Source organism: Paraburkholderia rhizosphaerae (assembly GCF_004366595.1).
Taxonomy (GTDB): domain Bacteria; phylum Pseudomonadota; class Gammaproteobacteria; order Burkholderiales; family Burkholderiaceae; genus Paraburkholderia; species Paraburkholderia rhizosphaerae.
In genome coordinates this window covers 476,130-502,491 of sequence record NZ_SORE01000001.1, presented here as the reverse complement: position 1 = coordinate 502,491, position 26,362 = coordinate 476,130, and the positions used below count along the sequence as shown (strand labels likewise).

Sequence of the window (26,362 nt, the reverse complement as noted above, 5' to 3'; positions counted from 1 at the left end):
CTATAGCCCATCTGCGCGGTACGCGACCGATGGCCGAACGAACGCAGGTCGTTCACGCCGTACCAGCGATGGCTACGCAATTCCTCGGGGGTCTTTCTCTTTGCCACAGCAGCGGCTCCTGACAGATGTGGGTTCGATAGCAGGCAAGCGGAACGATCAGCCGCCTTTGACGCCCTGCGTGTTCACATAAAGCGCGTACAGGCCGTGGCTTGCCGCCATGAAGAGCCGGTTGCGATGCCGCCCGCCGAAACAGACATTCGCGCACCGCTCGGGTAGTGCGATATGGCCGAGCGCTTCGCCGTGCGGCGAAAACACGCGCACGCCGTCGAGTTCGTCGGTGCCCATACCCCAGCCGCACCAAAGATTGCCGTGGATATCGACGCGAAAACCATCGGGTGTACCCGCCGGCCCTGCATCGATCAGTACGCGGTTGTTCTCCAGCGCGCGGCCGTTCTGCACGACATCGAATGCGCGAATCGTGCGTGGCTCGCTGCGCGATTCAACGATGTAAAGCACCGACTCGTCCGGCGAAAACGCGAGTCCATTCGGGCCGATCACATCGTCGTTGACGAGCGTCACTTCGCCAGACTGATCATCGATGCGATACACACACTGCGGCAGTTTCGATTCCTGCTGTTCGCCTTCGTAGAAGCTGTCGATGCCGAAGCTCGGATCGGTAAACCAGATCGAGCCGTCCGATTTGACGATCACATCGTTCGGCGAGTTGAAACGCTTGCCCTGATACCGATCGGCAAGCACGGTGATCGAGCCGTCGTACTCGGTACGCGTCACGCGGCGCGTCAGATGTTCGCAGGTCACGAGCCGGCCCTCGCGGTCGCGCGTATTGCCGTTTGCGTTGTTCGACGGCCGGCGGAACGGAGTCACTGCGCCGGTCTCTTCGTCCCAACGCAGAATCCGGTTGTTCGGGATGTCGCTCCATAGCAGGTAGCGCCCGTCGCCGAACCACACCGGCCCTTCGGACCAGCGTGCGCCCTGAAACAGGCACTCGACCGATGCGGACGCGAGTCGCAACGCGGTAAAACGCGGGTCGAGAATACGAATGGAAGGATCTGGATAGCGGCGGCTGTTGTCGGTCATTGCGAGGTCGGTTGTGGTCTGCGACGGCGGCGCGCGGGTGGAGATACGTCGCGCGTCGCGTGTCTTGAATCGAAAGCAGCGTCGTCGGCCACTGCGCTGCACAGCGCTGCGCGAACGTACGCGTGTTTTTCGTGCGTCAGAATGACAACGGCGCGCGTTGCCGTGATGGCTTCGCGCGCCGCATGGTCACACGGGAGTTAAGCGTAGACCGTCGCGTTAAGCCTGCACCGGCTTGCCGTCGAGAATACGCAGCAGTTTAAGCGGATTCTCGTCGTGCAGCGCTTGCGGCAACAACGCGGCCGGCAGGTCCTGATAACACACGGGACGCAGGAACCGCTCGATTGCCATCGCGCCGACCGACGTCGCGCGCGCATCGGACGTGGCCGGATACGGGCCGCCGTGCACCATCGCGTGACACACTTCAACGCCTGTCGGAAAACCGTTCGCCAGAATGCGGCCGGCCTTGCGCTCAAGCGTCGGCAGCAGTTGCCGCGCAATTTCGTAGTCTTCCGGCTCGATTTGCAGCGTCGCGGTCAGCTGGCCTTCGATGTACTCGGCCACCTTCACCATTTCGGCAATATCGCTGCAAGTGACGATCAGCGATGTCGGTCCGAAGATCTCGTCTTCGAGTTGCGCGGTCGCGAGGAATTGCATCGCGTTGGTCTGGAACAGCGCGGGCAGTGCCGAGCACGACGCATCCGACTGCTGTCCTTGCGCAATGCTTTGCACGCCGTTCAATTCGCGACGCTGCGACACGCCATCTTTGTACGCGTTTGCGATGCCGGCGGTCAGCATGGTTTGCGCGCCCTTCTGCGCAAGAGCTTTCGCGGCCGCATCGATAAACGTCTGCTTGTGTGGCCCATCGAGCAGCAGCACGAGACCCGGATTCGTGCAGAATTGGCCGACGCCGAGCGTCACCGATTCGACGAAGCCGGTCGCGATCGCTTCGGCGCGCTTGGCAAGCGCACCAGGCAGCACGAAGAACGGGTTGATGCTGCTCATCTCCGCGAAGACCGGAATCGGCTCGCGGCGCTTTGCCGCGATATTCACCAGCGCGACGCCGCCGCGACGCGAACCCGTGAAGCCGACCGATTTGATCGCCGGATGTGCGACCAGCGCTTCGCCGATTTCATTGCCCGCGCCGACCAACAGCGAAAACACGCCTTCGGGCAAGCCGCTGTCGGCCACTGCCTTCTGGATGGCACGGCCTACCAGTTCCGACGTGCCCAGATGTGCCGGGTGCGCCTTGACGACGACCGGGCATCCCGCCGCGAGCGCCGAAGCGGTATCGCCGCCCGCGACCGAAAACGCGAGCGGGAAATTGCTCGCACCAAATACGCCGACCGGGCCGACCGGGATTTTCTGCGCACGCAGGTCGGAGCGCGGCAGCGGCTTGCGTTCCGGCATCGCGGAATCGAGCGTCGCTGCGAGCCAGCGGCCTTCGCGCACCAGCGATGCGAACAGACGTAGCTGACCGACAGTGCGGCCGCGTTCCCCTTCGAGGCGCGCCTTCGGCAGCGCCGATTCGGCTTGCGCGCGCTCGATCAGCGCGTCGCCAAGCGCGACGATGTTGTCCGCGATCGCTTCGAGAAGACGCGCGCGCGTCTCGAGCGGCGCCAAACGATACGGATCGAACGCCAGCGCGGCCAATTCGCAAGCGCGGTCCACTTCCACCGTGCCGCCGGCGCCGAATTCGGGCTCGATCTCCATGTTACGGGCCGGGTCGAACGCGCGCAGCGTGCCTTTGGTACCGCGCACCGCGGACCCGCCGATCAGCATGTCTCCGGTAATCTGCATGTTGCAACTCCTGTCGTGTGCCGCGCGCCGATCATTGGGGTTGTTGCGCGCGGCTCAAAACCAAATAGTGGGTATGCGCCTTCAGTTGTCCACGGAAACTTCCGCGAGACGGCGCTCGAATGCGAGCAGTGCCTGCGTCGCAGCATCGATCTTCGCATGATGTTCGACCGGAGTCGAACTGAGCAGCGGAAGCAGCGGCCCCATGTTTGCGATTTTCGACATCGTCACCGCGTCGTGCAGCACGCGAATCAACGAGATTTTGTCGCGCAGCGTTTCGAGCGGCATGAACGCGTCATACAGATTGCGCGCTTCGCCGCCGCGATTCGATTTCACCGCATTGAGCAGCGCCATCACCGTGCGCGGCGCAATGCAGCCCGATCCTGTCGTCCAGGCAGCGAGTCCGAATTCCTGCACATGCACGAGTGCCGGCCGTTCGCCCATGCCCGAAATCACGCGTGCGCGATCGACCTGCTCGAGCAGGCGCCGCAAGTACAGATCGTTCGATGGATCGCGCCGCGCGATTGCATACTTCACCGCAATCAGCGTGCCGCGATTGACAAGGCGCGCGAGCGCATCGACGTCGACATAGTCTTCGCTCCTGATGTACAGCGTGAGCGGCATGCCGGCGACTTCGGCGATGCGCGTCAAGCCGTACTCGACGCCCGTCGACGTCGTAAAGCCCGGAAACGGCAACACCATCGCGGTGCGGTACGCGGTCCGCGCAAGGATGCGCGCCTGATCAAGCATCTTGCCGTAGTCGGCGCCGATCGCGGGAATCACGCGTGTCTGGGGTCCAGCACTCTGCGCCAGCAGGTCCAGCAATTCGTGATACTCGCTGATTGCGACGTGGTACAGGTTCGCGTTGCCGCCGTACAGCAGCGTGCGCACCCCGCCCGCTTCGATATGGCGAATCAGCTTCTCGTTCTGAGCGGGATCGAGACTGAAATCCGCGTGTCGGGCGAGCGGCGGAACGGCCATCACGCTGGCAGAAAACTCGTGCTCGTGAATCGGAGAGACATTCATGGCGGCTCGCGTCGAAGATGCGCTAGGCCGCCAGGGTACCACTCGCCCGGCTAGTTGTCAAACAACTTGGCAACATCCGGGTATATCAGTAGGTCAGGGGAGTCGTCATCTCGCCCAAGTAGGTTCAATATGACGTAAAGATCTATGCAAACAATGTGACGTTTCAATGACAAAAAGCTCACATCGCGCCCCCGCGAATGTATTTAACCTTATTACCGAGATTGATTTTGCCCGTCCATTGCAGCGTTATCGGAAGATATATTTGCCCTAATTGCCGAAGCAAAGTTCGGTAAAAACGCTTAATTGCCGTCCGTTTTCGTCAATTCCGAATGGCGGGTCCGAATTCGACGTAAGGTTTTCCAATCGACAATTTTGACTGTCGCAGTTTTTCAGTAAAACAAGAATAATGATGCTAAATTGATACAGTACAGAACGAGTGGTCATGGCGCGCACACACAACCCGCGGCATGATTCGCCGCGCCCCGAGAGAACTGTCTTGTCGCTACCTTATTTTGAGCAGCTGTCGCCGATGCTCAACGCTACCGACGACACCACGTGGTTCAACGAACTCGCCCGTCTGGCAGATGGTTGGGGGTTCAACCGCGTGCTCGTCGCGATCGTGCCGCGCCCGAGTATCCGGATGGAAGACTCGTTCCTGCGCAGCTCGTACGCACCGGCCTGGCGCCAGTTTTACGACGCGCACGGCTTTGCGCACATCGACCCGACGGTCGCGCATTGTGTATCGAAATCGTCGCCGCTGATCTGGTCGCCAGATCTGTTCGCGACGAATCCGCAGCAGTCGATGTATGAGGAGGCACGCCTGCACGGGCTGCGCGCGGGCGTCACTCTGCCGATTCACGGGCCACAGCAGGAAAAAGGAATGATCTGCTTCGTGAACGACAGCAACCCGACCAGCGAATTCTGGCGCCATATCGACGTCGTATTGCCGAATCTGGTGTTGCTGCGCGATCTCGTGATCGACACGAGCCAACCGTACCTGAGTAGTCACACGCAGGCGCTGTTGCCGAAGCTGACACCGCGCGAGAGGGAGTGCCTACAGTGGACAGCGCGCGGCAAGTCCACCTGGGAAATTTCGCACATTCTCGGATGTTCTGAAGCCGTCGTGAACTTCCATCTGAAGAATATCCGTGCGAAATTCGGTGTGAACTCCCGCCGCGCCGCGGCCGTCATTGCGACACAACTTGGCCTTATTGATCCAGGTTGATCAGCTCTCTCGCCTCGCCCGACATCACACGCCCAGCCTTGCCGAGGTCGCTGTCGTTGACCGTCTTCGAAAAATAAAGTCCGAGCAGAATCGAAACCGGTGCCGGAATTTCGGCGCCCGACTCGAATCGGCTGCCACGCGATTGCGTGACGCCAAAGCGAGCCCAAAACTGCCTTTGGCTCTCTTTTCTCTTTTTCCGATAAGCGATGATTAAAACGCGGTCAACCGCGGACGAAACGTCTGCTGCGCGGTTTTGAACGGCCGCTTGCCAATGATTTTCCAGCATTTCCATGGTAATCCCCATTGGGTTGGGTAATGTTCATCTCAATTTTGATGACGAGGGGACTACGCCGACACCTATCCAGGTGGATAGGTGCAAATGTCTATCCAGAATGCATAAGTTTTTCTGCGTACGGGAACGGACCCGGGCGGAGGAGAACATCATGCATGCAGCGATTCGAATTGGTACCCCGAAGGAGTTCGACAACACGGATCTTCACGAGATGTATCGCTTGCGCGCGCGAGTATTTCACGGGCGCATGGGGTGGGATATCCCGATCATCGCGGGCATGGAGGTCGACGGCTACGACGCGCTCGGGCCGCACTACATGCTGATTCAGGACTCTTCGCAGCGTGTACGCGGCTGTTGGCGGCTGATGCCGACTGAAGGACCCAACATGCTGAAAGACACGTTTCCTCAGCTACTGCACGGCAATGCCGCGCCAGTCGGCCGGCACATCTGGGAACTGAGCCGCTTTGCGATCGAAACCAGCGACGATCACGAGCAGTCTTTCGGGTTTGCTGACGTGACGATGCACGCGATCCAGGAGCTCGTCACGTTTGCGGACAAGATGGGCATCACGCGTTACGTGACCGTGACGACCACGCCGATCGAACGGTTGCTGCGCAGAACCGGTATCGAAATCGGCCGTCTCGGGGCGCCGGTGCAGATCGGTGTCGAGCGGGCGGTGGCGCTCGATATCGCGGTCAGCGAGCAAACGCGCAATGCGTTGTTTGGCCACATGGCGGCGGCAGCATAGCGACGGCTACGCGTAGAAGCGCTCGCCGTTCCGACGCCTCTGGCAGCGCTTCAACGCGCCCCCGCGCTTGCTTGGGATCACGTCGATGCGTAACGCGCTGACGTTACGCAGGGCTTCGCTTGCCCACGCAATCTCGGTCACGTGCAACGCACGTTTGCGGTCGTCGACGCTACTTTCGACGAAACGTAATGTGCGCGATTTTGCGCACGAGTAGCGCCGCGGCCAGCGCCGCGCAGCCGGTCAACACGACGCCAATGTGAATCGACTGGACCATCACGTGCCGCGCGGCATCGAGCAACGCAGGACCATCGAGCCCCGCACGCTTCAGTTGCGCGAGCAACGAATCGCGCAAGCTCTCGTCGACGAGAATGCGCGGATCGCCGAGCGCCGGGCGCCATTTCGCGGCGACAGGTTCACCGAAGACGCGCAGCGCGTCGTCGACGCCCGACGCGTAGCGGCGATTGACGATCGTCGCGACGACACTCGTGCCCAGCATGCCGCCGACCATCCGCGTCGACTGCAGCAGCGCAGTGGTGATACCGAAGCGTTCGCGGCCGGCGATCTCCTGCCCGAACACGTTCAGGTTGTTGAGGATAAAACCCAGCCCGATGCCGACCGCTCCCATCGAAAGTTCCAGGTATAGATGCGGAGTGACAGGCGTTGATAGCGAAATGCCAATCGACGCCGCGACGAGCAGCCCGAAGCCAATCGTCAGAATTGCCGACGGCCGCGACATGTGAATCACGATACGCGTGTTGATCATGCTGCCCAGCGCGACGCACGCGGCGATCGGCGTCGCGAGCAGGCCGGCCTTCTGCGGCGACAACCCGAAGCCGCCTTGCAGCAGCAGCGGCGCGAAGAAGATCAACGAGAACATCACGAAGCCTGACAACACCGACAGCGTGAACAGCGTGACCAGCTGCGCGTCGTTGAAGAGATCGAGCGGAATGATCGGATGCGTCGCGCGCCGTTCGCACGCAAGCAGCAACGCGACGCAGATGACGACAATCGCGGCGAGCAGCAGATTGCTGGCCGTCAGCCCTTCTTTCGCCACCGCCTCGATAAACATCTGCAGGCCACCGAGCGCGAGTGCGACGAGCAGCGCACCGCCCCAGTCGATGCGAACCTCGCCAACCTGCTCGCGCCGGTAATACGGCAAATGTGCCCAGATGAAATACAGCGCGAGCGCCCCGACCGGCAGATTAACGAGGAACGTCGAACGCCAGCCGAGATGCTGGCTCATCCATCCGCCAAGCGACGGTCCAGCCGCCGTGCCGATACCGTATGCGGCCGCCATCACGACCTGCCAACGCACACGTTCACGCGGGTCCGGAAACAGATCGGGAATCGAAGCGAACGCGGTGCCGACCATCATGCCGCCGCCGACACCTTGCAGCCCGCGCGCGACGACAAGAAACGGCATGCTCGTCGCGATACCGCACAGTAGCGACGCCACCGTGAACACGATTACCGCCGCGATCACAAAGCGCTTGCGGCCGAAATAATCGCCGAGTCGGCCGAACACCGGCACCGTGACGACAGACGCAAGCAGATACGCGCTCGCAATCCACGCGTAGAACTCAAAGCCTCGCAGTTCGGACACGATCGACGGCAGTGCGGTGCTAACCACCGTTTGATCGAGCGCGACCAGCATGTTGACGAGACCGATGCCGAGCATGGCGAGCAAGGCATCACGGAAGGGCAGGACAATCGGCTGCGGATGCGGAGGATTCACTTCGACACGGCGCGGTAAAGCGCGCAAAAGAATTCAAGCGGGCTTAACGAACCGGCCGCGAAAGATTGAAAAAAAAGACTTTGAAGACAGCACTCAAAAGCAAAGTAAAGCGAACACGCCGGATTCACGAGCCGAACATCCGGTCGCGCGCGTTCATAAGATGCGTGCGCATCGCGTCGCCGGCGGCCTGCACATCGTGACCGCGAATGGCCTCGAGCACCGCGCGATGCTCCGCTTGCACAAGCCGCTGCCGCTCGAGCGTTTTCACGAGCGAAAGGTTGCGCGACAGATTCATGCTGAACGCGATCTGCTCTTCGATAAACGACATCATCGTAATGAAGAACTGGTTTTTCGACGCGCGTGCGACCGCGAGATGAAAAGCGAAGTCGTCTTTTGCGCCGATGCCCTGCGTTTCGATCACACGTTCGAGTTCGTCCCACGCGTGTTCGATCGCGGCGATGTCGTCGTCATCTGCCATTTGCGCGGCCAACGCGGCAGCGCCGGCTTCGGTCACGATACGGAAGTCGTAGCAGCGGCGAATGTCGGACAACGATTCGAGCGGCGCGAAGCGGCGTACATCCGGGTCCGGACGGCGCGCGACCGTGGTGCCCGAGCCGTGCCGCGTGACAATGATGCCGTCCGCGCGCAGACGCGCGAGCGCTTCGCGCACGGTGGGCCGTGACGTTTCGAAGCGCTCCGCGAGCGCGTGCTCGGTCGGCAAGCGTTCGCCTTCCTTGTACTCGCCCTCGAGAATGCGGTTGAGGATGTCGCCGTATATCTTGTCCGGCAGGCCCATCGATTTGCGCTCGTTGTTCATCTTGGCAGGCGGCTTGTCAGCATGGACGATAATTGTAAGGCAAGTTGCGTATGCCGGAAGAATAAAAGGTTTTTAGTGCGGCCCGCAATCGCAGGCGCGACCTTGCTTTCAACGCGTTGTGACGCGCGCAAGCGGCACGGCAAAACTTGCTAAGCGATTGATTGACATCATCGACAGACCCACACGTGTGGCCGCCGATCAATTAAGCTTTTGTGGCAATTGACGAATGGCCGACACTTTTCTGCGCGGAGCTGATATGTACAAACGCATCCTGGTAGCAGTCGACGGCAGCCGTACGTCGCGTGGCGCGTTCGATGCCGCACTTGATCTTGCTGCGTCGACCGGCGCGACGTTGCGCGCGTATTACGTGGTCGAGAACACGCCGATGTATTTCGAAGCGCCTGGCTATGACCCGGGAATTCTGCTGAGGCAGTTCATCGAAGTGGGCAAACTGCTGACGCTCGAGCTCACGGAGGCGATGGACGAGCGGAAGGTGACCGGCGACGTCACGATTGGCGAAGCAACGCCAAGCGACGATGTGCCGACGCTCGTTCTGAAGGCCGCCGCGGAATACAACGCCGAGCTGATCGTGATGGGCACACATGGACGGCGCGGCATGCAGCGTCTGATTCTTGGCAGCGTTGCCGAGCGTTGCGTGCGACAGTCGACGTTGCCGGTGCTGCTAATCCCGTCCGCAGCCATCGAGGAAACACCGGAACCAGACGCCAAGCCGTGAAGAACGCCTGAAGACGCGCAGTCCCGCGCGTAGTACGGCAGTCACGTAAAAGCCGCTTGCGAGCCGCCACCGGCGCGGCTCGCAATGACGCGGCAGTGCGTCATTTTGACGCGAAATCGAGAACGCCCCTGGTGGGACAATGGGTATTGTTACCTTACATTGTCCTTCGCCATGTTGACATCCGCCGTCTCAACCCAGATCGCCGTTCATCGCGCGGGCCACGCGGTCGTCGCGCCGGCTACCCGTCATATCGCGCGCTGCTCGACGTGCGCGATGCGTCATCTCTGCATGCCACAAGGCATGTCAGCGGAAGAACTCCCGAAACTGGAAGCATTGATCTGCACCGCCCGCGCGGTACGACGCGGCGAACCGCTGTATTGCGCGGGCACACCTTTCGAAAACCTTTACGCAGTCCGCTCGGGCTCGCTGAAAACGACGATGGCGCACCGCGATGGCCGCGAACAGGTGACAGGCCTGCGGCTTGCTGGCGAATCGCTTGGGCTCGACGGCATCAGAGACGATGTGCACGCGTGCAGCGCGGTCGCCCTTGAAGACAGTTCCGTGTGCATCGTTCCGTACGCGGCGCTCAAGCGCCTGTGCCGCGAAAGCGGCGCGATGCAGGAACGGTTGCACCGGTTGATGGGCGAACAGATCGTCCGCGAAGCGAGCCAGATGATGCTCTTGGGTTCGCTGAGCGCCGACGAACGTGTCGCGGCTTTTCTGCTGGATGTGTCGGAGCGCAATGCACAGCGCGGTTATTCGTCGGCCGAATTTAACCTGCGCATGACACGCGAAGACATGGGCAGCTATCTCGGCATGACACTTGAAACCGTCAGCCGCACGTTGTCGAAGTTCCAGAAACGCGGCCTGATCGATGCGCGCGGGAAGTTCATTCGTATAGTCGACCTGGAGGGACTGCGCGGCTTGTAACCGCTAAACGTCCATCGCCGGGACTTTTTCGGCCATGCGGCTTCACAGGGTTGCGATCAGGCGTTACAGTCTTAGACCCGTCCCCCGCAAGGAGACCCGGCGAAATGAATCGCGATCTACGTTTGCAGCACCCGCTGGTCCAGCGTCTGCACGACGCCCGCCACGTCACCGACGCGTTGTTTGCCGTCGTTAAACCCGAACATCTGTATGAAAGACCGATCCGCGAGCGTCACCGGATCGTCTTCTACATCGGCCATCTCGAAGCGTTCGACCACAATCTGTTCGACGGGCGCCTCTTTCCGCTGCAAATATTCGATGCCGAACTGGACAAGCTGTTCGCGTTCGGCATCGATCCCGTCGATGGCGGTTTCCCGACCGATCAACCCTCCGACTGGCCGTCGCTCGACGTCGTGCGCGACTATGCGCAGCGTGCGCGTGCGCAAATCGACCACGCGCTTGCAACCTTCGAGTTCGACGCCGATGACGTTTCGACGAATTCGCCCGCACAGCTGATGCAGGTCGCGATCGAGCACCGTCTGATGCATGCGGAAACGCTCGCGTACATGCTGCATCAGTTGCCGATCGGGCAGAAGATCGCGCCGGAAAGTACCGCGACGATCAGCGCCGCTGCGAACAAGGTTGCGGATACAACGAAGATGGTTCGCGTTAGCGCTGGCCCGGTCGCGCTTGGCATGCCGCGCGACAAAGGCCAGTTCGGCTGGGATAACGAATTCGGCGAACGGCAGATCGATGTCGACGCATTCGAAATCGATCGCTACATGGTGACGAACCGCGCATTCCTGCAATTTGTCGATGCGGGCGGCTACCGCAATCGCGCGTACTGGACCGACAAGGACTGGGCGTGGAAAGAAGCGGAGCAGATCGAACATCCGGTTGGCTGGACGCGGCGTGATGAAGGTGGCTGGACCTTGCGCACGATGTTCGACGAAGTGGCGTTGCCGCTCGACTGGCCCGTCTATGTCAGTCATGCGGAAGCGAGTGCGTACGCGCGCTGGGCCGGCAAGTCGCTGCCGACCGAAGCGCAGTGGCAACGTGCTGCACAAGGCACACCGCAAGCCGACACACTGCCCGGCAACTTCGATTTCCGCAGTTGGGACCCGCAGGCGGTCAACGCGCATCCGGAAAACGTCAGCGCGTTTGGCGCCGAGGGCATGTTCGGCAATGGATGGGAATGGACAGAATCGTTATTCGAGCCATTGCCCGGCTTCGAAGCATTTCCGTTCTATCTCGGCTATTCCGCGAACTTCTTCGACGGCCAGCATTATGTGATCAAGGGCGGTTCGGCGCGCACCGCGCAATGCATGATGCGGCCGACGTTTCGCAACTGGTTTCAGCCGCGGTATCAGTATGTGTATGCCGGGTTCAGGTGTGTGCGGAATTGACGCGTTAAGCGATCAACGGCGTCCGCTGATTCCGCTGCATAGCGGAACGCCGCTGAAACCCGCTCCGGCGGCTTTCGCTTTCCGTTTGGCCGCCGCTACCGGTGACCATCCGCGCTAGCGGGAATCCCTTCGATCGGGCATTCAGCGGTACCGGGCGCCGACCGCGTAATCGCCTCGACCCGCTTGCGCGCCGCTTCGGGATCGTCGATCCATTGGCGGTAGAACTCAAACGGACAGGCGGCCACCCCATGCATGCCGTCGCCGGAATTGATTGTCCCGGTGTACCCACGATGCAGCAGTTTGTACAAATGGTTTTGCGACTGCATATTGCGCCGCGCATCGCGAATCAGGCTCAGCGAAAGCTCCGCATACTGCACACCCATTTCCTCTTCGCCGCATTCGCCAAGCGTGCGCCCATCGAATCCGACAATCGCCGAATGGCCGAAGTACGAGTACACGCCGTCCCAACCCGTCGCATTCGCGACGGCGACATAGGTGTTGTTCATCCACGCCATCGTCTTGGCGACCATCACCTGCTGTTCCTTTGCGGGATACATATACCCCTGGCAACGGACAATCAGTTCCGCGCCTTGCATCGCGCAATCGCGCCAGATCTCGGGATAATTGCCGTCGTCGCAAATGATGAGACTGATCTTGAGTCCCTTTGGCCCCTCCGTCACATACGTGCGATCGCCCGGATACCACCCCTCGATCGGCGTCCACGGCATGATCTTGCGATACTTCTGCACGATCTCGCCATGATTGTCGATCAGCACTAGCGTGTTATACGGCACCTTCTTCGGATGCTCCTCGTGGCGCTCGCCCGTCAGCGAAAACACGCCCCACACATTAGCCTTGCGGCAGGCCGCACTGAACACTTCGGTCTACGCACCAGGTATGACCGACGCCGTGTCGAACATTTCGGCGCGGTCGTACATGATGCCGTGCGTCGAATACTCCGGGAAGATCACGAGGTCCATGCCCGGCAAGCCCTGCTTCATGCCGACCACCATGTCCGCAATCTTGCGTGCATTGTCCAGCACCTCGGCTCTTGTATGCAGCCGCGGCATCTTGTAGTTGACGACGGCTACACCGACGCTGTCCTTACTGCTCGAAATATCGCCATGTCTCATTGCTGTTCCTCTGTTCGATTAAGTCGACCACCCACTGTTCGTGTTGCGTAGCCATTGCAAGCAGGCCACCCGCAGCCGCGCCGCAGGTAGCCGTCAATGGCTGATCATCCACGGCCGCCGACCGCCTGAAGGGTTTTTCAACGCGCCCGGCTGTGCACTGCCGCTCGCACCGGCGAGTGCGATGCGCGACCCGCTACAGCAACCGCATCCGGAAGGATGGCGTGCAGCCGGACCGCTCGCATGGCGCGGCTCGTGCGCGGCCCGCTCGTTGGTCGCATGTGCACTGCGCTGCATGCTTGCCATCAGCGCGAGAGCCGGTGCGGTGATCATCCGCGCCGCACTCGCGCCGCAGTCGGGACAGCACATCGGAAGGTCGCGCGCGGCGATGCTGCGCATCACCGCAAACGGGCCGCACGTCGCGCACTGAAAGTCGTAAACCGGCATTGCTCGCTCCTCGCGTCGAATCAATCTCAGGACCGCGCGATGTCGTATGAAATGGGTACATCGACACCGCCTTTCACATGCTTGACCGGCCCGTCGGCATTCGGACGGATGTCGAAATCGAAGATCTGCGTCGGCAGCCATAGCGTCGCGCACGCATTCGGAATATCGACGACGCCGCTGATATGCCCTTGCACCGGCGCGGTGCCGAGCACCGCATACGCCTGCGCGCCCGAGTAGCCAAACTTCTTCAGATATTCGATTGCGTTCAGGCAAGCCTGCCGGTACGCGATATGCACGTCGAGGTAATGTTGCTTGCCGGCTTCGTCGACTGAAATGCCCTCGAAAATAAGGTAGTCGTTGTAGTTCGGCGTGATCGGACTCGGCTTGAAAACCGGATTGCGGATGCCGTATTTTTCGACGCCGCCCTTGATCAGGCTCACGCGCATATGGACCCAGCCGGCCATCTCGATTGCGCCACAAAAGGTAATCTCACCGTCGCCCTGACTGAAGTGCAGGTCACCCACCGACAGGCCCGCGCCGTCGACGTACACCGGGAAATAAACCTTGGAGCCGCGCGACAGGTCCTTGATGTCGCAATTGCCGCCATGCTCGCGCGGCGGCACGGTGCGTGCGCCGTGCGCCGCGGCCTTGGCCTTCGCGTCGCCGCTCAGCTTGCCCATATGCGCGGTTGCGGCAAACGGCGGATTGGCGAGCGGCGGCACACGCGCAGGCTCGGTCGCGATCAGCGCGGCTTCGCGTGCATTCCACGTTTCGAGCATGTTTGGGTCCGGCAGGCAGCCGATCAGCCCAGGATGGATCAGCCCAGCGAAATTCACACCGGGTACATGCCGCGAACTCGTGTAGAGACCGTGAAAATCCCAGATCGACTTCTGCGCATTCGGAAAATGGTCGGTCAGAAAGCCACCGCCATTGGACTTCGAAAAGAAGCCGTTGAAACCCCACTGACTGTCGGGCCGCGCGCCGATATCGAGCAGATCGACCACCAGCAGGTCGCCCGGCTCCGCACCGCGCACGCCGACCGGCCCGGACAGAAAGTGCACGATCGACAGGTCGATATCGCGCACATCGTCGGCGCTGTCGTCGTTCTGGATGAAGCCACCGGTCCAGTCGTAGGTTTCGAGGATGAAGTCGTCGCCCGGATTCACCCAGCAGGCCATCGGGATGTCCGGGTGCCAGCGGTTGTGGACGTTTTCGTTTTCGTAAGCCGACTGGTTCAGGTCGACCTTGATCAGGGTATCAGGCATCTCACACGCTCCTCGTTTCATTGGCTCAAACATGCGCAGCGGCTCGTGCCGCCGCACGCTACGCGGTCGCTCGCGGTTCCGTCATATCAGTTCGTATTTCCAGGCAATCAAACCGACAGGTACTCGCGAATCCGCCCGGTATCGTCGGCGTCTCGTGCGCTCTGATGCACGAAGCGGCCGCCTTCGATCACGAATAGCCGGTCCGCCACGTCGAGCGCAAAGCTCAGCACCTGCTCCGACACGAGAATCGCGATCTCTCGCGTCTTGCGGATTTCGTTGAGCGCCTTCGCAATGTCCTTGATCACCGACGGCTGGATGCCCTCGGTCGGCTCGTCGAGCAGCAGCACTTTCGGCTCCGTCACGAGCGCGCGCGCGATCGCCAGCTGCTGTTGCTGGCCGCCCGACAAATTGCCGCCCTTGCGCTTGCGCATATCGAACAGCACCGGAAATAGCGCGTAAATGTCGTCCGGCACCTGCGTGCTCTTCGCGTTCTCGAGACCGGTCTGAATGTTTTCCTCCACGGTCAGCCCGGGAAAAATCTGCCGACCCTGCGGCACGTAGCCGATACCCCGCGCAACGCGGCGATAGCTTTCGTCGCGGGTCACATCCACCCCGCCCACCTTCACTGAGCCGCGGCGCGACGGCAGAATGCCGATCAGCGTCTTGAACAGTGTGGTCTTGCCCATGCCGTTGCGGCCCATCACGGCCACGGTTTCCTTGCTCGCGACGTTAAAGCCAATGCCGTGCAGCACTTCGCTTTGCCCGTAGCTGACCACCAGATCGTCGACTTCCAGCATGCGCGTCCCCTTCAATGGCCGAGATAAACGTCGATCACGCGCGGGTCGGCCTGCACCTTCGCCATCGGCCCTTCCGCGAGGATCTTTCCCTGGTGCATCACAGTCACCTTGTGCGCGATGCGCTCAACGAACGCCATGTCATGCTCGATCACGATCATCGAGCGGTTCTGGCAGATCCGTTCCAGCAGTTCGGCCGTGATCTCGCGTTCGCGCACGCTCATGCCCGCGATCGGCTCGTCGAGCATCAGCAGTTCCGGCGACTGCATCAGCAGCATGCCGATTTCGAGCCACTGCTTCTGGCCATGCGACAGCAGGCCCGCCTCGAGATCGAGCGATGCGGCAAGACCGATTTCGCCGGCCACCGATTGCACCCGGTCCGCGACCTCGGAATCGCGCCGGTACGCGAGCGCGCCGAATACGCTGCGCCCGCGCGGAAACGACACCTCGAGGTTTTGCGCGACCGTCAGGTTTTCGTAGATCGACGGCGTCTGGAATTTGCGGCCGATTCCTTTGCGCACGCGGCGGAATTCCGCGAGATTCGTGATCTCCTCGTTGCGGAACTTGATGGTGCCGGCGGTTTCGCGCGTTTTGCCGCAGATCAGATCGAGCAGTGTCGTTTTGCCGGCGCCATTCGGACCGATCACGACGCGCAGCTCGCCGCGCTCCAGATACAGGTTCAGCGAGTCAATCGCCTTGAAGCCGTCGAACGACACGGTCAGGTCTTCGACCGCCAGAAGAAAATCGCTATTGCTCATCGCCCGCGCTCCGTTGGTGCGCCGCGCCGCGCAACGCCCGTTGCAGACGCGCGCGTACATGCCGCTCATAAAGCCCCGCCAGTCCGTCCGGAAACGCCATAACGACGCCGATGAACATCGCGGCCATCAGGTACAGCCACAGATTGGGAAAGCTCTCCGAGAACCACGTCTTGCCGAGATTGACCAGCACCGCGCCGTACACGGCGCCGACCAGCGACATCCGGCCGCCGACGGCTGCATAGATCACCATTTCGATCGACGGCACGATGTTGACGAACGACGGCGACATGAAACCGACCTGCAGCGTGAACATCGCGCCGCCGACCGCCGCGAGCAATGCCGCGACGCAGAACGCAAACACCTTGAACATCGACACGTCGTAGCCGGAGAACCGCACGCGGTCCTCCTTGTCGCGCATCGCGAGCAGCAGCGTGCCGAGCTTGCTGCGCTGTACCCAGCGGCAAGCGATCAGCGCCACGAGCAACAACACCGCGTTGACGAAATAAAGAATGAGCTTCGCGTGCGTCGTGCGGATATCCCAGCCAAGCAGCGTACGCAGATCGGTGATGCCGTTGACGCCGCCGGTGAAGCCCTGCTGACCGATAATCAGCACCGACAGAATCAGCGCCACCGCCTGCGTGATGATGGCGAAATAGACGCCGCCGACGCGCCGCTTGAACATCGGATAGCTGACGATCAGCGCGACCGCGGTCGGCACGACAAGCGCGGCAAGAATCGCAAACGGTAGCGAATGAAACGGCTTCCACCAGAACGGCAGCGCGGTGACCTGATTCCAGTCCATGAAGTCGGGAATGCCTGGCGTCGTCTGGGTTCGGGTCGCAACCGGGTCGGACGCTTCCAGCTTCAGAAACATCGCCATCGCATAGCCGCCGAGCCCGAAGAACACGCCCTGCCCAAGGCTCAGCACGCCGCCGTAGCCCCACGCGATCACCAGACCGATCGCGACGAATGCATAGGTCAGATACTTGCCCATCAGGTTCAGGCGGAACGCGTCGAGCGCCAGCGGGAAAACCACCAGGATCACAAGCGCGAGCAGCACGATGCCGCCGTACCCGGACGCTTCGATGCGCAAGGCCAGCGCGCGCAAGCCACCCGCCGCGGCCGGCCTGTTGACGCCGCCCGTCGCTGGGCCCGCCGAAGGATTCAAGGGTTCCATGTCCGTCTCTCAGAACAGGTTGATCGATCAAATGAAGCCGGGTGCCGGCACCCGGCCCGGGTGATGCAGCGTGTCACGCGCGCCGCACCTTCGACGCGAAAAGTCCTTGCGGACGCAACATCAGGATGATCACGACCGTCAGCAACGTCAGCACGCGTGCGTTGGACCCCGACAGGAAAAACTCGCTGATCGATTGCGTCTGCGCAATACCGAACGCCGACGCGACGGTGCCAAGCAGACTCGCCGCGCCACCGAACGTGACCACCAGAAACGAATCGACGATGTACAGCGAGCCGCTCGTCGGCCCGGTCGAACCGATCGCGGTGAACGCGGCGCCCGCGACGCCCGCCACCCCGCAACCGATCGCGAAGGTCACGCGGTCGGTCAGCTTCGTATTGATGCCGGCAGCGTTTGCCATCGGTCGGTTCGCGACCGTGGCCCGCACGCGCAGCCCCCAGCGCGAGCGATACAACGCAAGCAGCAAGCCGCCGGTCATCAATAGCGCAAGCCCCATCACGAACATTCCGCTGACCGGAATGTCCAGTCCCTGCGCCGGCTCCCACGACCCCATTAGCCAGTCGGGCAGCGCCGGGCTCACCTCTTTCGGGCCGAAGGTCGAGCGGAACACCTGTTGCATGCCGAGGCTCAGGCCCCAGGTGGCGAGCAATGTGTCGAGCGGTCGCCGGTACAGATGCCGGATCAACGCCCATTCGGCGAGCCACCCCGCCGCGAACGCGATCAGAAACGCCGCGACGATCGCGAAGAAGAAATACACCGGCGCGAATGCGTGCCAGATGTTCTGCGCAAACAGCGAAAACAGATAGACCGTGTAAGCGCCAATCGTCATGAATTCGCCGTGCGCCATATTGATCACACCCATCTGGCCGAAAATCACGGCGAGCCCGAGCCCCATCAGCAGCAGCACGCTGAACAGGCTCAAGCCGGCAAACCCTTGCATCAGTGTTATGTTGAGAATGTCGGTTGGCGACATCGAAGTTCTCCCAGGTTCAGCGGACGCATGCGCGCCGCTGCACGGCAATCGCAACGCGCTTACATGTAGCCTTTCGGGAACGGGTCCGGCTTGATCGGCGCGTCGGATTGAGCGACCACCTTGAACTGGCCGTCGGGCTGGCCTTCGCCGATCAGCGATCGGCTCCACAAATGATGGTTCGCGTCGACCTTGGCGTAGCCTTGCGGCGCGTTGTTCAGTTCGATGTTGGGCGACGCCGCGACCACCTTGTCGACGTCGAAGCTGCCGGCGCGCTCGCACGCGGCCTTCCAGATCCAGGGCCCCAGATACGCGGCCTGCGTGACGTCGCCAATGACCGCGTGCGGCCCGTATTTCGCCTTGAAAGCCGCGACGAACTTCTTGTTGTTGTCGTTAGGAAGCGATTCGAAATACTTCATCGACGAATAGAAGCCAGCGAAATTCTCACCGCCGATACCGAGCACTTCGTCTTCGGTCACCGATAGCGTCAGCAGGAACTGCTTCTGCGGCGTAATGCCTGCGGCTTTCAGCTGTTTGTAAAACGCGACGTTCGAGCCGCCCACCACCGTTGCGAAAATGCAGTCCGGGCGCGCGAGCTTGATCTTGTTCATCAGCGAATTGAATTCAGTGGTACCGAGCGGGTAGTACTCTTCGCCGACCACCTTCGCGTGCAAGTGCTGTTCGATATGGCGCCGCGCGATCTTGTTCGACGTACGCGGCCAGATATAGTCAGAACCGACAAGGAAGAAAGACTTCGCTTTCTTCGTCTGCGAGGCCCAGTCGAGCGCCCACAGAATCTGCTGGGTCGCTTCCTGGCCCGTGTAGAACACGTTTTTCGACTGCTCAAGACCTTCGTAAAAGGTCGGGTAGTACAGCAAGCCGTTGTCCTTTTCGAACACCGGCAGCACCGCTTTACGCGACGCCGACGTCCAGCACCCGAACACGGCGGCGACGTGATCGTTTTCGAGCAGCTTCTTCGACTTCTCCGCGAAGGTCGGCCAGTCCGATGCGCCGTCTTCCTGAATAATCTGGATCTTGCGGCCGAGCACGCCGCCCATCGCATTGATCTGGTCGATCGCGAGGCGCTCCGCCTGGATTGAACCCGTCTCCGAAATCGCCATCGTGCCGGTCGCCGAGTGCAGTTGCCCCACGGTCACAGTCGTGTCGGTCACCGCGAGCCCGGTCGTGTTGACCTTCGCGGTGGGCGCTCCTTGAGCAAACGACAGGCGCGGCAAACCCAGCGCCATCAGCGGCGCGGCGGCGAGCCCGCCCATCAGGCGCCTGCGCAACGGCGAAGGCGCTTCGCTTGCGGTTGCAGATGCGTGCGCTGTTGCGTCTGCGGGGTCTTCGAATCGATCGTCTACGGCCATCGTTATTCTCCTTGTCTGATCTGCGTCGCGGTAAATCGCCGGCGATGTCCGGCGCCATGTGGCCGCAATGTAGGAAGACAATTTCGGCGCCGATATACGTCGATTGACGTATATCGGTCAAAAAGAATGGCCCGTAATTTGCTCGATGCATCGACCCGCCCAGTGTGCGCACTAAACTGGATCAACCGCTATGGCTCAGGTGCACCAGACTGCATCGCTCCCGCCCACGACGCAGCGCATCGTCAAAATCCGGCGCGACTACAACGCGTGGGTAGGTGACGAAACGCTCGAGGATTACGCGCTGCGCTTCACGCCGCGCTCATTCCGGCGCTGGTCCGAGTTCCGGGTCGCGAATACCGCGATGGGCGCCGTGTCTTTTCTGGCACTGGAGGCGATCGGCGGCGCGCTGGTGGTCAATTACGGCTTCACAAACGCGGTCTGGGCGATCGCGGCCGTGTCGGTGCTTATCTTTCTGACCAGCCTGCCTATCAGCTACTACGCGGCGCGCTACGGCGTCGACATGGATCTGCTCACGCGCGGCGCGGGCTTCGGCTATATCGGCTCGACGCTGACGTCACTGCTTTACGCGAGCTTTACGTTTATCTTTTTTGCGCTCGAAGCGGCCATCATGTCGCTCGCGTTGCAGCTGTACTTCGGTATCGCGATCGACATCGCGTACGTGATCAGTTCCCTCGCGGTGATACCGGTCGTGATGTTCGGCATTACGCTAATCAACCGCCTGCAGAGCTGGACCCAGCCGCTGTGGCTCGTGCTTCTCGTGCTGCCATACGCAGCGGTGCTTTGGCATAATCCCGGGTTGCTCGTCGACTGGACCACCTTCGCCGGCCTTGCGCCCGGCGGTCACGACTTCAGCGCAATCGCGTTCGGCCAGGCGTGCACGGTCGTGTTCGCGCTGATCGTGCAGGTCGGCGAGCAGGTCGACTATCTGCGCTTTCTGCCGCCGCTCGCCGAACACAATCGGCGGCGCTGGTGGCTCGCGCTGCTCGCCGCCGGACCCGGCTGGATCGTGCCGGGCGCGTTGAAAATGCTCGGCGGTGCGTTTCTCGCGTTTGTGGCCGTCCAGTATGAGATCGACGTCGGGCGCGCGGCGCAGCCCACGCAGATGTATCTGATTGCGTATCACCATCTGTTCGATTCATTCGGGCTCGCCGCATGGGCGCTGCCGGCGATGACGCTGTTCGTGATCGTGTCCCAGTTGAAGATCAACGTGACCAATGCGTATGCCGGCTCGCTCGCATGGTCGAACTTCTTCGCGCGCCTGACGCACAGTCATCCTGGCCGTATCGTCTGGCTCGTGTTCAATGTGCTGATCGCGCTGCTGCTGGTCGAAATGGGGGTGTTCGAAGCGATCGGCAAGGTGCTATCGCTGTACGCGAACGTCGCGATTGCCTGGATCGGCGCAGTGTTCGCGGACCTCGTCGTGAACAAGCCGCTCGGCTACAGCCCGCGGCACATCGAGTTCAAGCGCGCCCATCTGTACGACGTCAATCCGGTCGGCGTCGGCGCCATGCTGATCGCCGCGATCGTCGCCGCGGCCGCGCACCTCGGCACATTTGGCGTACTCGCTCAGGCAATGTCGTCCTACATTGCGTTCGGCGTCGCATTCGTCAGCGCGCCCCTCATCGCGATCGCGACGCGTGGCCGCTTCTACCTCGCGCGCGCCGAGGAACCGGCGGAGCGCGACGCGACGCGACGTTGCGTCATTTGCGAGAACGCGTTCGAGTATGACGACACCGCGCACTGCCCCGCATATGGCGGCACGATCTGCTCGCTATGCTGCTCGCTGGACTCGCGCTGCAACGACCGCTGCAAGCCGCACGCGCGCTTCGGCTCGCAGTTGAGCGCCGTCGTTCACCGTCTCTTTCCGGGTAAGGTGCCAGGGCCAACCACATTGCGCCTTGCACGCTATCTGAGTCTGGTGGCAACGATGCTGGCGCTGCTCGGCGTCGTTCTGTATCTGGTCTGGTCGCAAAGCGCCCGCGTGCTCGGGCCACTCGATATATCGACCGGGCACGCGCTTGCGCATAGCTATGTGACGGTGTTCTTCGCGCTGTCGCTGATCGGCTGCATCGGCGCCTGGTGGCTCGTGCTCGAACGCGAAAACCGGCGGGTCACGCAGGAGGAGTCGCAACGACAGACCGAATTGCTGATGCTCGAAATCGACGCGCACCAGAAAACCGATGCCGCACTCAAGCGCGCCACCGAGGCCGCGAAATCCGCGAATCAGGCCAAGAGCCGCTACGTGACCGGTTTGAGCCACGAGCTGCGCACGCCGCTCAACAGCATCCTCGGCTATGCGCACCTGTTGCTCCAGGCGAGGGACGAGATTCCGCCCGGACGTCACCACGCGATCCAGACGATCCAGCGCAGTGGCGAGCATCTGCTCGCGCTCGTCGACGGCCTGCTCGATGTCGCGCGCATCGAGGCGGGCAAGCTGCAGTTGAATGTGACCCAAGTGCGGCTGCCGGACTTCATCGCGCATCTGAGCGCGATGCTGCGGCCGCAAGCCGCCGAGAAAGCGCTGGCCTTCGACGTGCAAACGATCGGCCGCCTGCCGCGCATCGTGCGCACCGACGAAAAATGCATGCGTCAGATTCTGATTAACCTGATCGGCAATGCGATCCGCTTCACGCAGGACGGGGCGGTCACGCTACGCGTGAGCCATGCGTGGGACACGTTGACGTTCGAAGTGGCAGATACCGGCCCAGGCATCGCGCCTGCCGATATCGAACGGCTCTTCATGCCGTTCGAACGCGGCTACGCGGCGCGAGAGCACGACCATGGCACGGGCCTCGGGCTCACGATTTGCCGGCTACTCACGCAGGCGCTCGGCGGCAGCCTCGAAGTCGATAGCGCGCCCGGCCGCGGCACGCGCTTCGTCGTCAAGCTGTTTGCGCCCGAGGTTCACGCGGTGGAGGACAAGCCGACTGCCGCCAGCGGCCTGCACGGTTACCGCGGCGCACGCCGCACCGTACTCGTGGTCGACGATCTACCGGAGCAGCGCGCGATCGTCGTGCAGGTGCTCGCGCCGCTCGGCTTCACCGTGGTCGAAGCCGGCAGCGGGCCGGACGCATTGCGCTGGCTCGGAATGCACGCAGCCGACGCCATCATTATGGACATCTCGATGCCCGACATGGATGGCTACGAAACCAGTCAGCTGATCCGCGACAGCCAGTTGAGCCACGCGCCAATCATGCTGCTGTCCGCCAACGCATTCGCCGACGACCGCGAGCGCGCCGCAGCGATCGGCTGCGACGATTATCTGGTCAAGCCGCTGCAGGTCTCGCTGCTGCTCGAGAAACTGGCCGGCCTGCTGCAGATCGAATGGATCGTGACGCAGGAAACCGTCGAGGCGAAAGCAACCCCGCAGCCGCAAGCGCTTGCGCCACCCGCGCGGCTTGCACTGCCTCGTGCGCTATGCGCGACGCTGGAGGCATTGCTCGAGATGGGTTATGTCCAGGGGATCGTCGAGCAGATCGACACCGCCATTTCACAAAGGTCGGAATGGCGGCACGAACTGGAGCCGCTGCGTACGCTTGCGCAGCGCTTTGAGCTGGCCGAATTCGCGCGCCGGCTCGCTCTCGTTGCGCGCGACTCCGATGACTGAAGCCTACGTCGATCTGTCCGCGGTAGCCGCACCGGACTTCGCCGGCAACCGCAGCGTCGTGCTGATCGTCGACGACACACCGGACAATCTCGCACTGCTGTCCAATACGCTGCAGACGGCCGGCTATGTGGTGCTCGTCGCGTTGAGCGGAGAAGCGGCGCTCAAGTGTCTGTCACGCGTGACACCGGACGTCGTGCTGATGGATGCGATGATGCCCGGCATGGATGGCTTTGAAGCTTGCAGGCAGCTTAAACTCGACCGCCGCCACGAGCATTTGCCGGTCATCTTCATGACGGCACTCATTGAAACCGAACATGTGGTGCAAGGGTTTCGGGTCGGCGGCATCGACTACGTGACGAAACCCGTGAAACCCAGCGAGGTCTGCGCGCGGATTGCTGCGCACGTTCAGCGCGCCAAAGCGCAACGGTATGCGGATGCGGTGCTGGGTCTCGATGCGCGTGCGGCGCTGATCACGACCGCGGACGGCACGATTCGCTGGCAAAACCCGCTCGCCGCAGCGCGGCTTGCGCATCATGCGGCAGCGGCCGGCAGTGAACACGAGTTGCCGACCCGATTGCCTGCGACGCTACTGCAGTGGTTCACCGTGTGGATCGAGCGTGGCTGCGATCCGCAGGCTGTGTGCGAATGCAACACGGGGGGCGTGCGACGTACCGCGCGCGTGCTGGGTAGCCCAGCGCGGGGCGAGTGGATTCTGGCTCTGGAGGAGTTTGACGACGTCGCGCAAACAGGCGTGCTAGCCGCACGATTCGGCTTGACGACGCGTGAGGCGGAAGTGCTGCTGTGGCTGTCGCGCGGCAAGACGAATCGTGATATCGGCGAGATACTCAATATGGCGGTACGGACAGTGAACAAGCATCTCGAACATCTATTTCATAAGCTGCATGTGGAGACGCGTTCCGCTGCCGCAGCGATCGCGGTGAAAGCGGTGAACCGGCATTAGGCCTGATGGCTTCGGGCGAACACCTTCCCGCGAAGCGTCCCGGCACGACAGGTCGAATTGCGCGTTTAGTAAGTCTTGTACGGCAAAAACTTCCCCGACAAGACCACATGGACGCGATCGCCTTTCGGGTCGCTTTCGCGCTGGATGTCCATTGAAAAGTCGATCGCGCTCATAATGCCGTCGCCAAACTCCTCGTGAATCAGTTCCTTGATCGTCGTGCCATAGACGTTGACGATTTCGTACCAGCGGTAGATCAGCGGGTCCGTCGGTATCGCGGTCGGCAGCGATCCCTTGTAAGGGACGATCTGAAGCCATGCAACGGCTTCATCCGGCAGATCGAAAAGCTTGCCGACAATCTCTGCCTGCTTCTTGTCGAAAGTCATCTGGCCCAGACATCCCGCTGTCGTCCATTCTTTCGACAAGCCAACTTCTTTAGCGACGTCGGCCCACTTGAGGCCCTTGCGGACTTTTGCGGCGGCGATCATCTCGGTTACCTGTGCGCGGCTGGAAATCATGACTGGCTCCTGAAGGAAAGCGAATGGCACGGCGTAGGTCGACCGCGCAATACATTCTAGAAAGAAAAAATCGGGCGAGCACGACCGATCGCCAAACGACTCACGAATCAATCGGACAGGCTCCAGCGCACTTTAACCAAAGCCACTAAAATCCTTTCGCTCGCTGGACGACGTGCTGCCGACGCTTGCCCTGCCAGCAAGACCTTGAACATGCCAACAACCAAGAGGATCACCATGCCTGTGTCTGCGTTGCGCAATGCCACGTGTCTGTCCTGCAAGAAGCACGTGGTTTCCCGCTCGACTCAACTCGCACTGACGCTGTGCAGCGCGATCGCCCTGCTCAGCGGATGCGCGAGCAACGCTCACCACTCCACCGACGCGTCCAGCGACGAACCGATCGGCACCGTGCAACAGATCTACGACGGCGCGCTCACGCCCGACATGGCCGTCCATACTTTTCGCCACATCGACAAGCTCTTTCCGACGCGCCGCATCGCCCGCGGCGACACCGTCTCGCCGCTGCCTGAAGCGCCTCAGCCCCAGCAACTCACGCAGGTCAAGTTCGTCTCGAACGGCAAGCACTACGATCTCTTCGATTTCCTCGCGCTTGACCGCGTATCGGGACTGCTGATCCTGAAGAACGACCAGATCGTCTACGAGACCTACCAGTACGGCAACACGCCACAAACGCGCTGGATGTCGATGTCGCTCGCCAAATCGATTACGTCGACGCTGTTCGGCGCCGCCCTCAAAGACGGCCTGATCGGCAGTATCGACGATCCAGTGACGCGCTACGTGCCGCAACTGACCGGTTCCGCGTATGACGGCGTCACGGTCCGCAACATCCTGATGATGGCCTCGGGCGTGCGTTGGGATGAAACCTACACGAACCCGAAATCGGATCGGCGCGCACTGCTCGAAGTGCAACTGGCACAAAAGCCGGGCGGCACGATCCAGCTGATGAGCAAGTTGCCGCGCGCGGTGCCGCCGGGCAGCCGCTTTAACTACAGCACCGGCGAAACGCAGGTTGCCGCTGAAGTCCTGCATGGCGCGCTCAAAGGCAAGACGATCTCCGCGTACCTGTCGGAGAAAGTGTGGAAGCCGCTTGGCATGCAGTCCGATGCGACGTGGTGGCTCGACTCACCGGATGGCGTCGAGATCGGCGGTAGCGGCCTGAGCGCGACGCTGCGCGATTGGGGCCGCTTTGGCGTGTTTATCGAAAACGGCGGTGTCGTCGATGGCCAGCAGGTGGTGCCTGCCGGCTGGACAACCGAGGCCGGCACGCCGAAGACGCTCAGCACAGGCCAAGTGTCCCACTACGGCTACTTCTGGTGGCCGGTAACGTCTGGACAGTCGGTTCAGGATGGCGCCTATGCCGGACATGGCATCGAAGGACAAGGCCTTTACATCAATCCGAAAGAGAAGGTGGTCATCGTGATGTGGGGCGCACAGTCCAAGCCGGGCGGGATGGAAGTGATCAACCGCGACGATTTCTTCAATGCGGTTTTAGCGGCCGTCAAGTAAG

23 protein-coding genes and 1 pseudogene are annotated in these 26,362 nt (G+C 61.7%); 8 read left to right on the top strand and 16 right to left on the bottom strand.

From position 1 onward, the window contains the following. Positions 1-156: 156 nt before the first annotated feature. The 3 genes from BX592_RS02150 to BX592_RS02140 all read right to left on the bottom strand — a co-directional run bounded on the left by BX592_RS02150 (position 157) and on the right by BX592_RS02140 (position 3,918). Positions 157-1,098, bottom strand: coding sequence for an SMP-30/gluconolactonase/LRE family protein (locus tag BX592_RS02150; protein ID WP_134189977.1), 942 nt, complete (start codon positions 1,096-1,098; stop codon positions 157-159). Positions 1,099-1,314: 216 nt separating this feature from the next. Further along, positions 1,315-2,895 (bottom strand): aldehyde dehydrogenase (NADP(+)), encoded by a 1,581-nt coding sequence (locus BX592_RS02145; RefSeq protein ID WP_134189976.1) that lies wholly within the window; start codon positions 2,893-2,895, stop codon positions 1,315-1,317. A gap of 81 nt (positions 2,896-2,976) precedes the next feature. Further along, positions 2,977-3,918 (bottom strand): dihydrodipicolinate synthase family protein, encoded by a 942-nt coding sequence (locus BX592_RS02140; RefSeq protein ID WP_134189975.1) that lies wholly within the window; start codon positions 3,916-3,918, stop codon positions 2,977-2,979. 520 nt (positions 3,919-4,438) lie between these two features. Here BX592_RS02140 and BX592_RS02135 point away from each other — a divergent pair. Beyond that, positions 4,439-5,143 (top strand): helix-turn-helix transcriptional regulator, encoded by a 705-nt coding sequence (locus tag BX592_RS02135; RefSeq protein ID WP_208327833.1) that lies wholly within the window; start codon positions 4,439-4,441, stop codon positions 5,141-5,143. Here BX592_RS02135 and BX592_RS02130 read toward each other — a convergent pair. Next, on the bottom strand, positions 5,127-5,435 hold the full coding sequence (locus BX592_RS02130) for a helix-turn-helix domain-containing protein (protein ID WP_134189973.1): 309 nt from the start codon (positions 5,433-5,435) through the stop codon (positions 5,127-5,129). The genes BX592_RS02135 and BX592_RS02130 overlap by 17 nt on opposite strands. Positions 5,436-5,586: 151 nt before the next feature. Between BX592_RS02130 and BX592_RS02125 the strand changes: the two genes are divergently transcribed. Continuing rightward, positions 5,587-6,183 carry an acyl-homoserine-lactone synthase gene (locus tag BX592_RS02125; protein ID WP_134189972.1) on the top strand — a complete coding sequence of 199 codons (597 nt, stop codon included), beginning with the start codon at positions 5,587-5,589 and terminating at the stop codon, positions 6,181-6,183. 169 nt (positions 6,184-6,352) lie between these two features. Here the strand turns inward: BX592_RS02125 and BX592_RS02120 are convergent, their stop codons facing one another. After that, positions 6,353-7,861 (bottom strand): MFS transporter, encoded by a 1,509-nt coding sequence (locus BX592_RS02120; protein ID WP_134190017.1) that lies wholly within the window; start codon positions 7,859-7,861, stop codon positions 6,353-6,355. Positions 7,862-8,042: 181 nt separating this feature from the next. After that, positions 8,043-8,735, bottom strand: a complete 693-nt coding sequence (locus tag BX592_RS02115) for a FadR/GntR family transcriptional regulator (protein ID WP_134189971.1) — start codon at positions 8,733-8,735, stop codon at positions 8,043-8,045. A gap of 256 nt (positions 8,736-8,991) precedes the next feature. Between BX592_RS02115 and BX592_RS02110 the strand changes: the two genes are divergently transcribed. The 3 genes from BX592_RS02110 to BX592_RS02100 all read left to right on the top strand — a co-directional run bounded on the left by BX592_RS02110 (position 8,992) and on the right by BX592_RS02100 (position 11,804). Then, a complete protein-coding gene (locus BX592_RS02110) occupies positions 8,992-9,471 on the top strand; it encodes a universal stress protein (protein WP_134189970.1) in 480 nt (159 codons plus the stop codon). A 171-nt stretch (positions 9,472-9,642) separates the two neighbouring features. Then, positions 9,643-10,401, top strand: coding sequence for a helix-turn-helix domain-containing protein (locus BX592_RS02105; protein ID WP_134189969.1), 759 nt, complete (start codon positions 9,643-9,645; stop codon positions 10,399-10,401). 104 nt (positions 10,402-10,505) lie between these two features. Then, positions 10,506-11,804 (top strand): SUMF1/EgtB/PvdO family nonheme iron enzyme, encoded by a 1,299-nt coding sequence (locus tag BX592_RS02100; protein WP_134189968.1) that lies wholly within the window; start codon positions 10,506-10,508, stop codon positions 11,802-11,804. Between the two features lie 95 nt (positions 11,805-11,899). On the opposite strand, the pseudogene BX592_RS02095 reads toward BX592_RS02100, so the two are convergent. The 8 genes and pseudogenes from BX592_RS02095 to urtA all read right to left on the bottom strand — a co-directional run bounded on the left by BX592_RS02095 (position 11,900) and on the right by urtA (position 19,733). After that, positions 11,900-12,937: pseudogene (locus BX592_RS02095) on the bottom strand (aliphatic amidase). Positions 12,938-13,030: 93 nt separating this feature from the next. Beyond that, entirely contained in the window at positions 13,031-13,381 is a 351-nt protein-coding gene (locus tag BX592_RS02090) for an FmdB family zinc ribbon protein (RefSeq protein ID WP_134189967.1), read from the bottom strand. 26 nt (positions 13,382-13,407) lie between these two features. Then, complete coding sequence (gene fmdA, locus BX592_RS02085; RefSeq protein ID WP_134189966.1) at positions 13,408-14,646, bottom strand: formamidase; 1,239 nt, start codon at positions 14,644-14,646, stop codon at positions 13,408-13,410. Between the two features lie 107 nt (positions 14,647-14,753). Beyond that, positions 14,754-15,443, bottom strand: coding sequence for an urea ABC transporter ATP-binding subunit UrtE (gene urtE / locus BX592_RS02080; protein WP_134189965.1), 690 nt, complete (start codon positions 15,441-15,443; stop codon positions 14,754-14,756). Between the two features lie 11 nt (positions 15,444-15,454). Continuing rightward, on the bottom strand, positions 15,455-16,198 hold the full coding sequence (gene urtD, locus BX592_RS02075; protein ID WP_134189964.1) for an urea ABC transporter ATP-binding protein UrtD: 744 nt from the start codon (positions 16,196-16,198) through the stop codon (positions 15,455-15,457). Beyond that, positions 16,188-17,375 (bottom strand): urea ABC transporter permease subunit UrtC, encoded by a 1,188-nt coding sequence (urtC, locus tag BX592_RS02070; RefSeq protein WP_134189963.1) that lies wholly within the window; start codon positions 17,373-17,375, stop codon positions 16,188-16,190. Before urtC ends, urtD begins: the two co-directional genes overlap by 11 nt. Positions 17,376-17,448: 73 nt before the next feature. Beyond that, positions 17,449-18,366 carry an urea ABC transporter permease subunit UrtB gene (gene urtB, locus BX592_RS02065; RefSeq protein ID WP_134189962.1) on the bottom strand — a complete coding sequence of 306 codons (918 nt, stop codon included), beginning with the start codon at positions 18,364-18,366 and terminating at the stop codon, positions 17,449-17,451. A gap of 59 nt (positions 18,367-18,425) precedes the next feature. Continuing rightward, positions 18,426-19,733, bottom strand: a complete 1,308-nt coding sequence (gene urtA / locus BX592_RS02060) for an urea ABC transporter substrate-binding protein (RefSeq protein ID WP_134189961.1) — start codon at positions 19,731-19,733, stop codon at positions 18,426-18,428. Between the two features lie 190 nt (positions 19,734-19,923). On the opposite strand from urtA, the gene BX592_RS02055 reads away from it, so the two are divergent. Together BX592_RS02055 and BX592_RS02050 are read left to right on the top strand one after the other, a co-directional pair. Beyond that, entirely contained in the window at positions 19,924-23,361 is a 3,438-nt protein-coding gene (locus tag BX592_RS02055; protein WP_134189960.1) for a hybrid sensor histidine kinase/response regulator, read from the top strand. Beyond that, complete coding sequence (locus BX592_RS02050) at positions 23,354-24,322, top strand: response regulator (RefSeq protein WP_134189959.1); 969 nt, start codon at positions 23,354-23,356, stop codon at positions 24,320-24,322. Before BX592_RS02055 ends, BX592_RS02050 begins: the two co-directional genes overlap by 8 nt. Positions 24,323-24,387: 65 nt before the next feature. Here the strand turns inward: BX592_RS02050 and cynS are convergent, their stop codons facing one another. Together cynS and BX592_RS34820 are read right to left on the bottom strand one after the other, a co-directional pair. Further along, positions 24,388-24,837 (bottom strand): cyanase, encoded by a 450-nt coding sequence (gene cynS / locus BX592_RS02045; RefSeq protein ID WP_134190016.1) that lies wholly within the window; start codon positions 24,835-24,837, stop codon positions 24,388-24,390. A 107-nt stretch (positions 24,838-24,944) separates the two neighbouring features. Beyond that, on the bottom strand, positions 24,945-25,073 hold the full coding sequence (locus BX592_RS34820; protein ID WP_279589162.1) for a hypothetical protein: 129 nt from the start codon (positions 25,071-25,073) through the stop codon (positions 24,945-24,947). Between BX592_RS34820 and BX592_RS02040 the strand changes: the two genes are divergently transcribed. Then, a complete protein-coding gene (locus BX592_RS02040) occupies positions 25,072-26,361 on the top strand; it encodes a serine hydrolase domain-containing protein (RefSeq protein ID WP_134189958.1) in 1,290 nt (429 codons plus the stop codon). The genes BX592_RS34820 and BX592_RS02040 overlap by 2 nt on opposite strands. Position 26,362 lies beyond the last annotated feature (1 nt).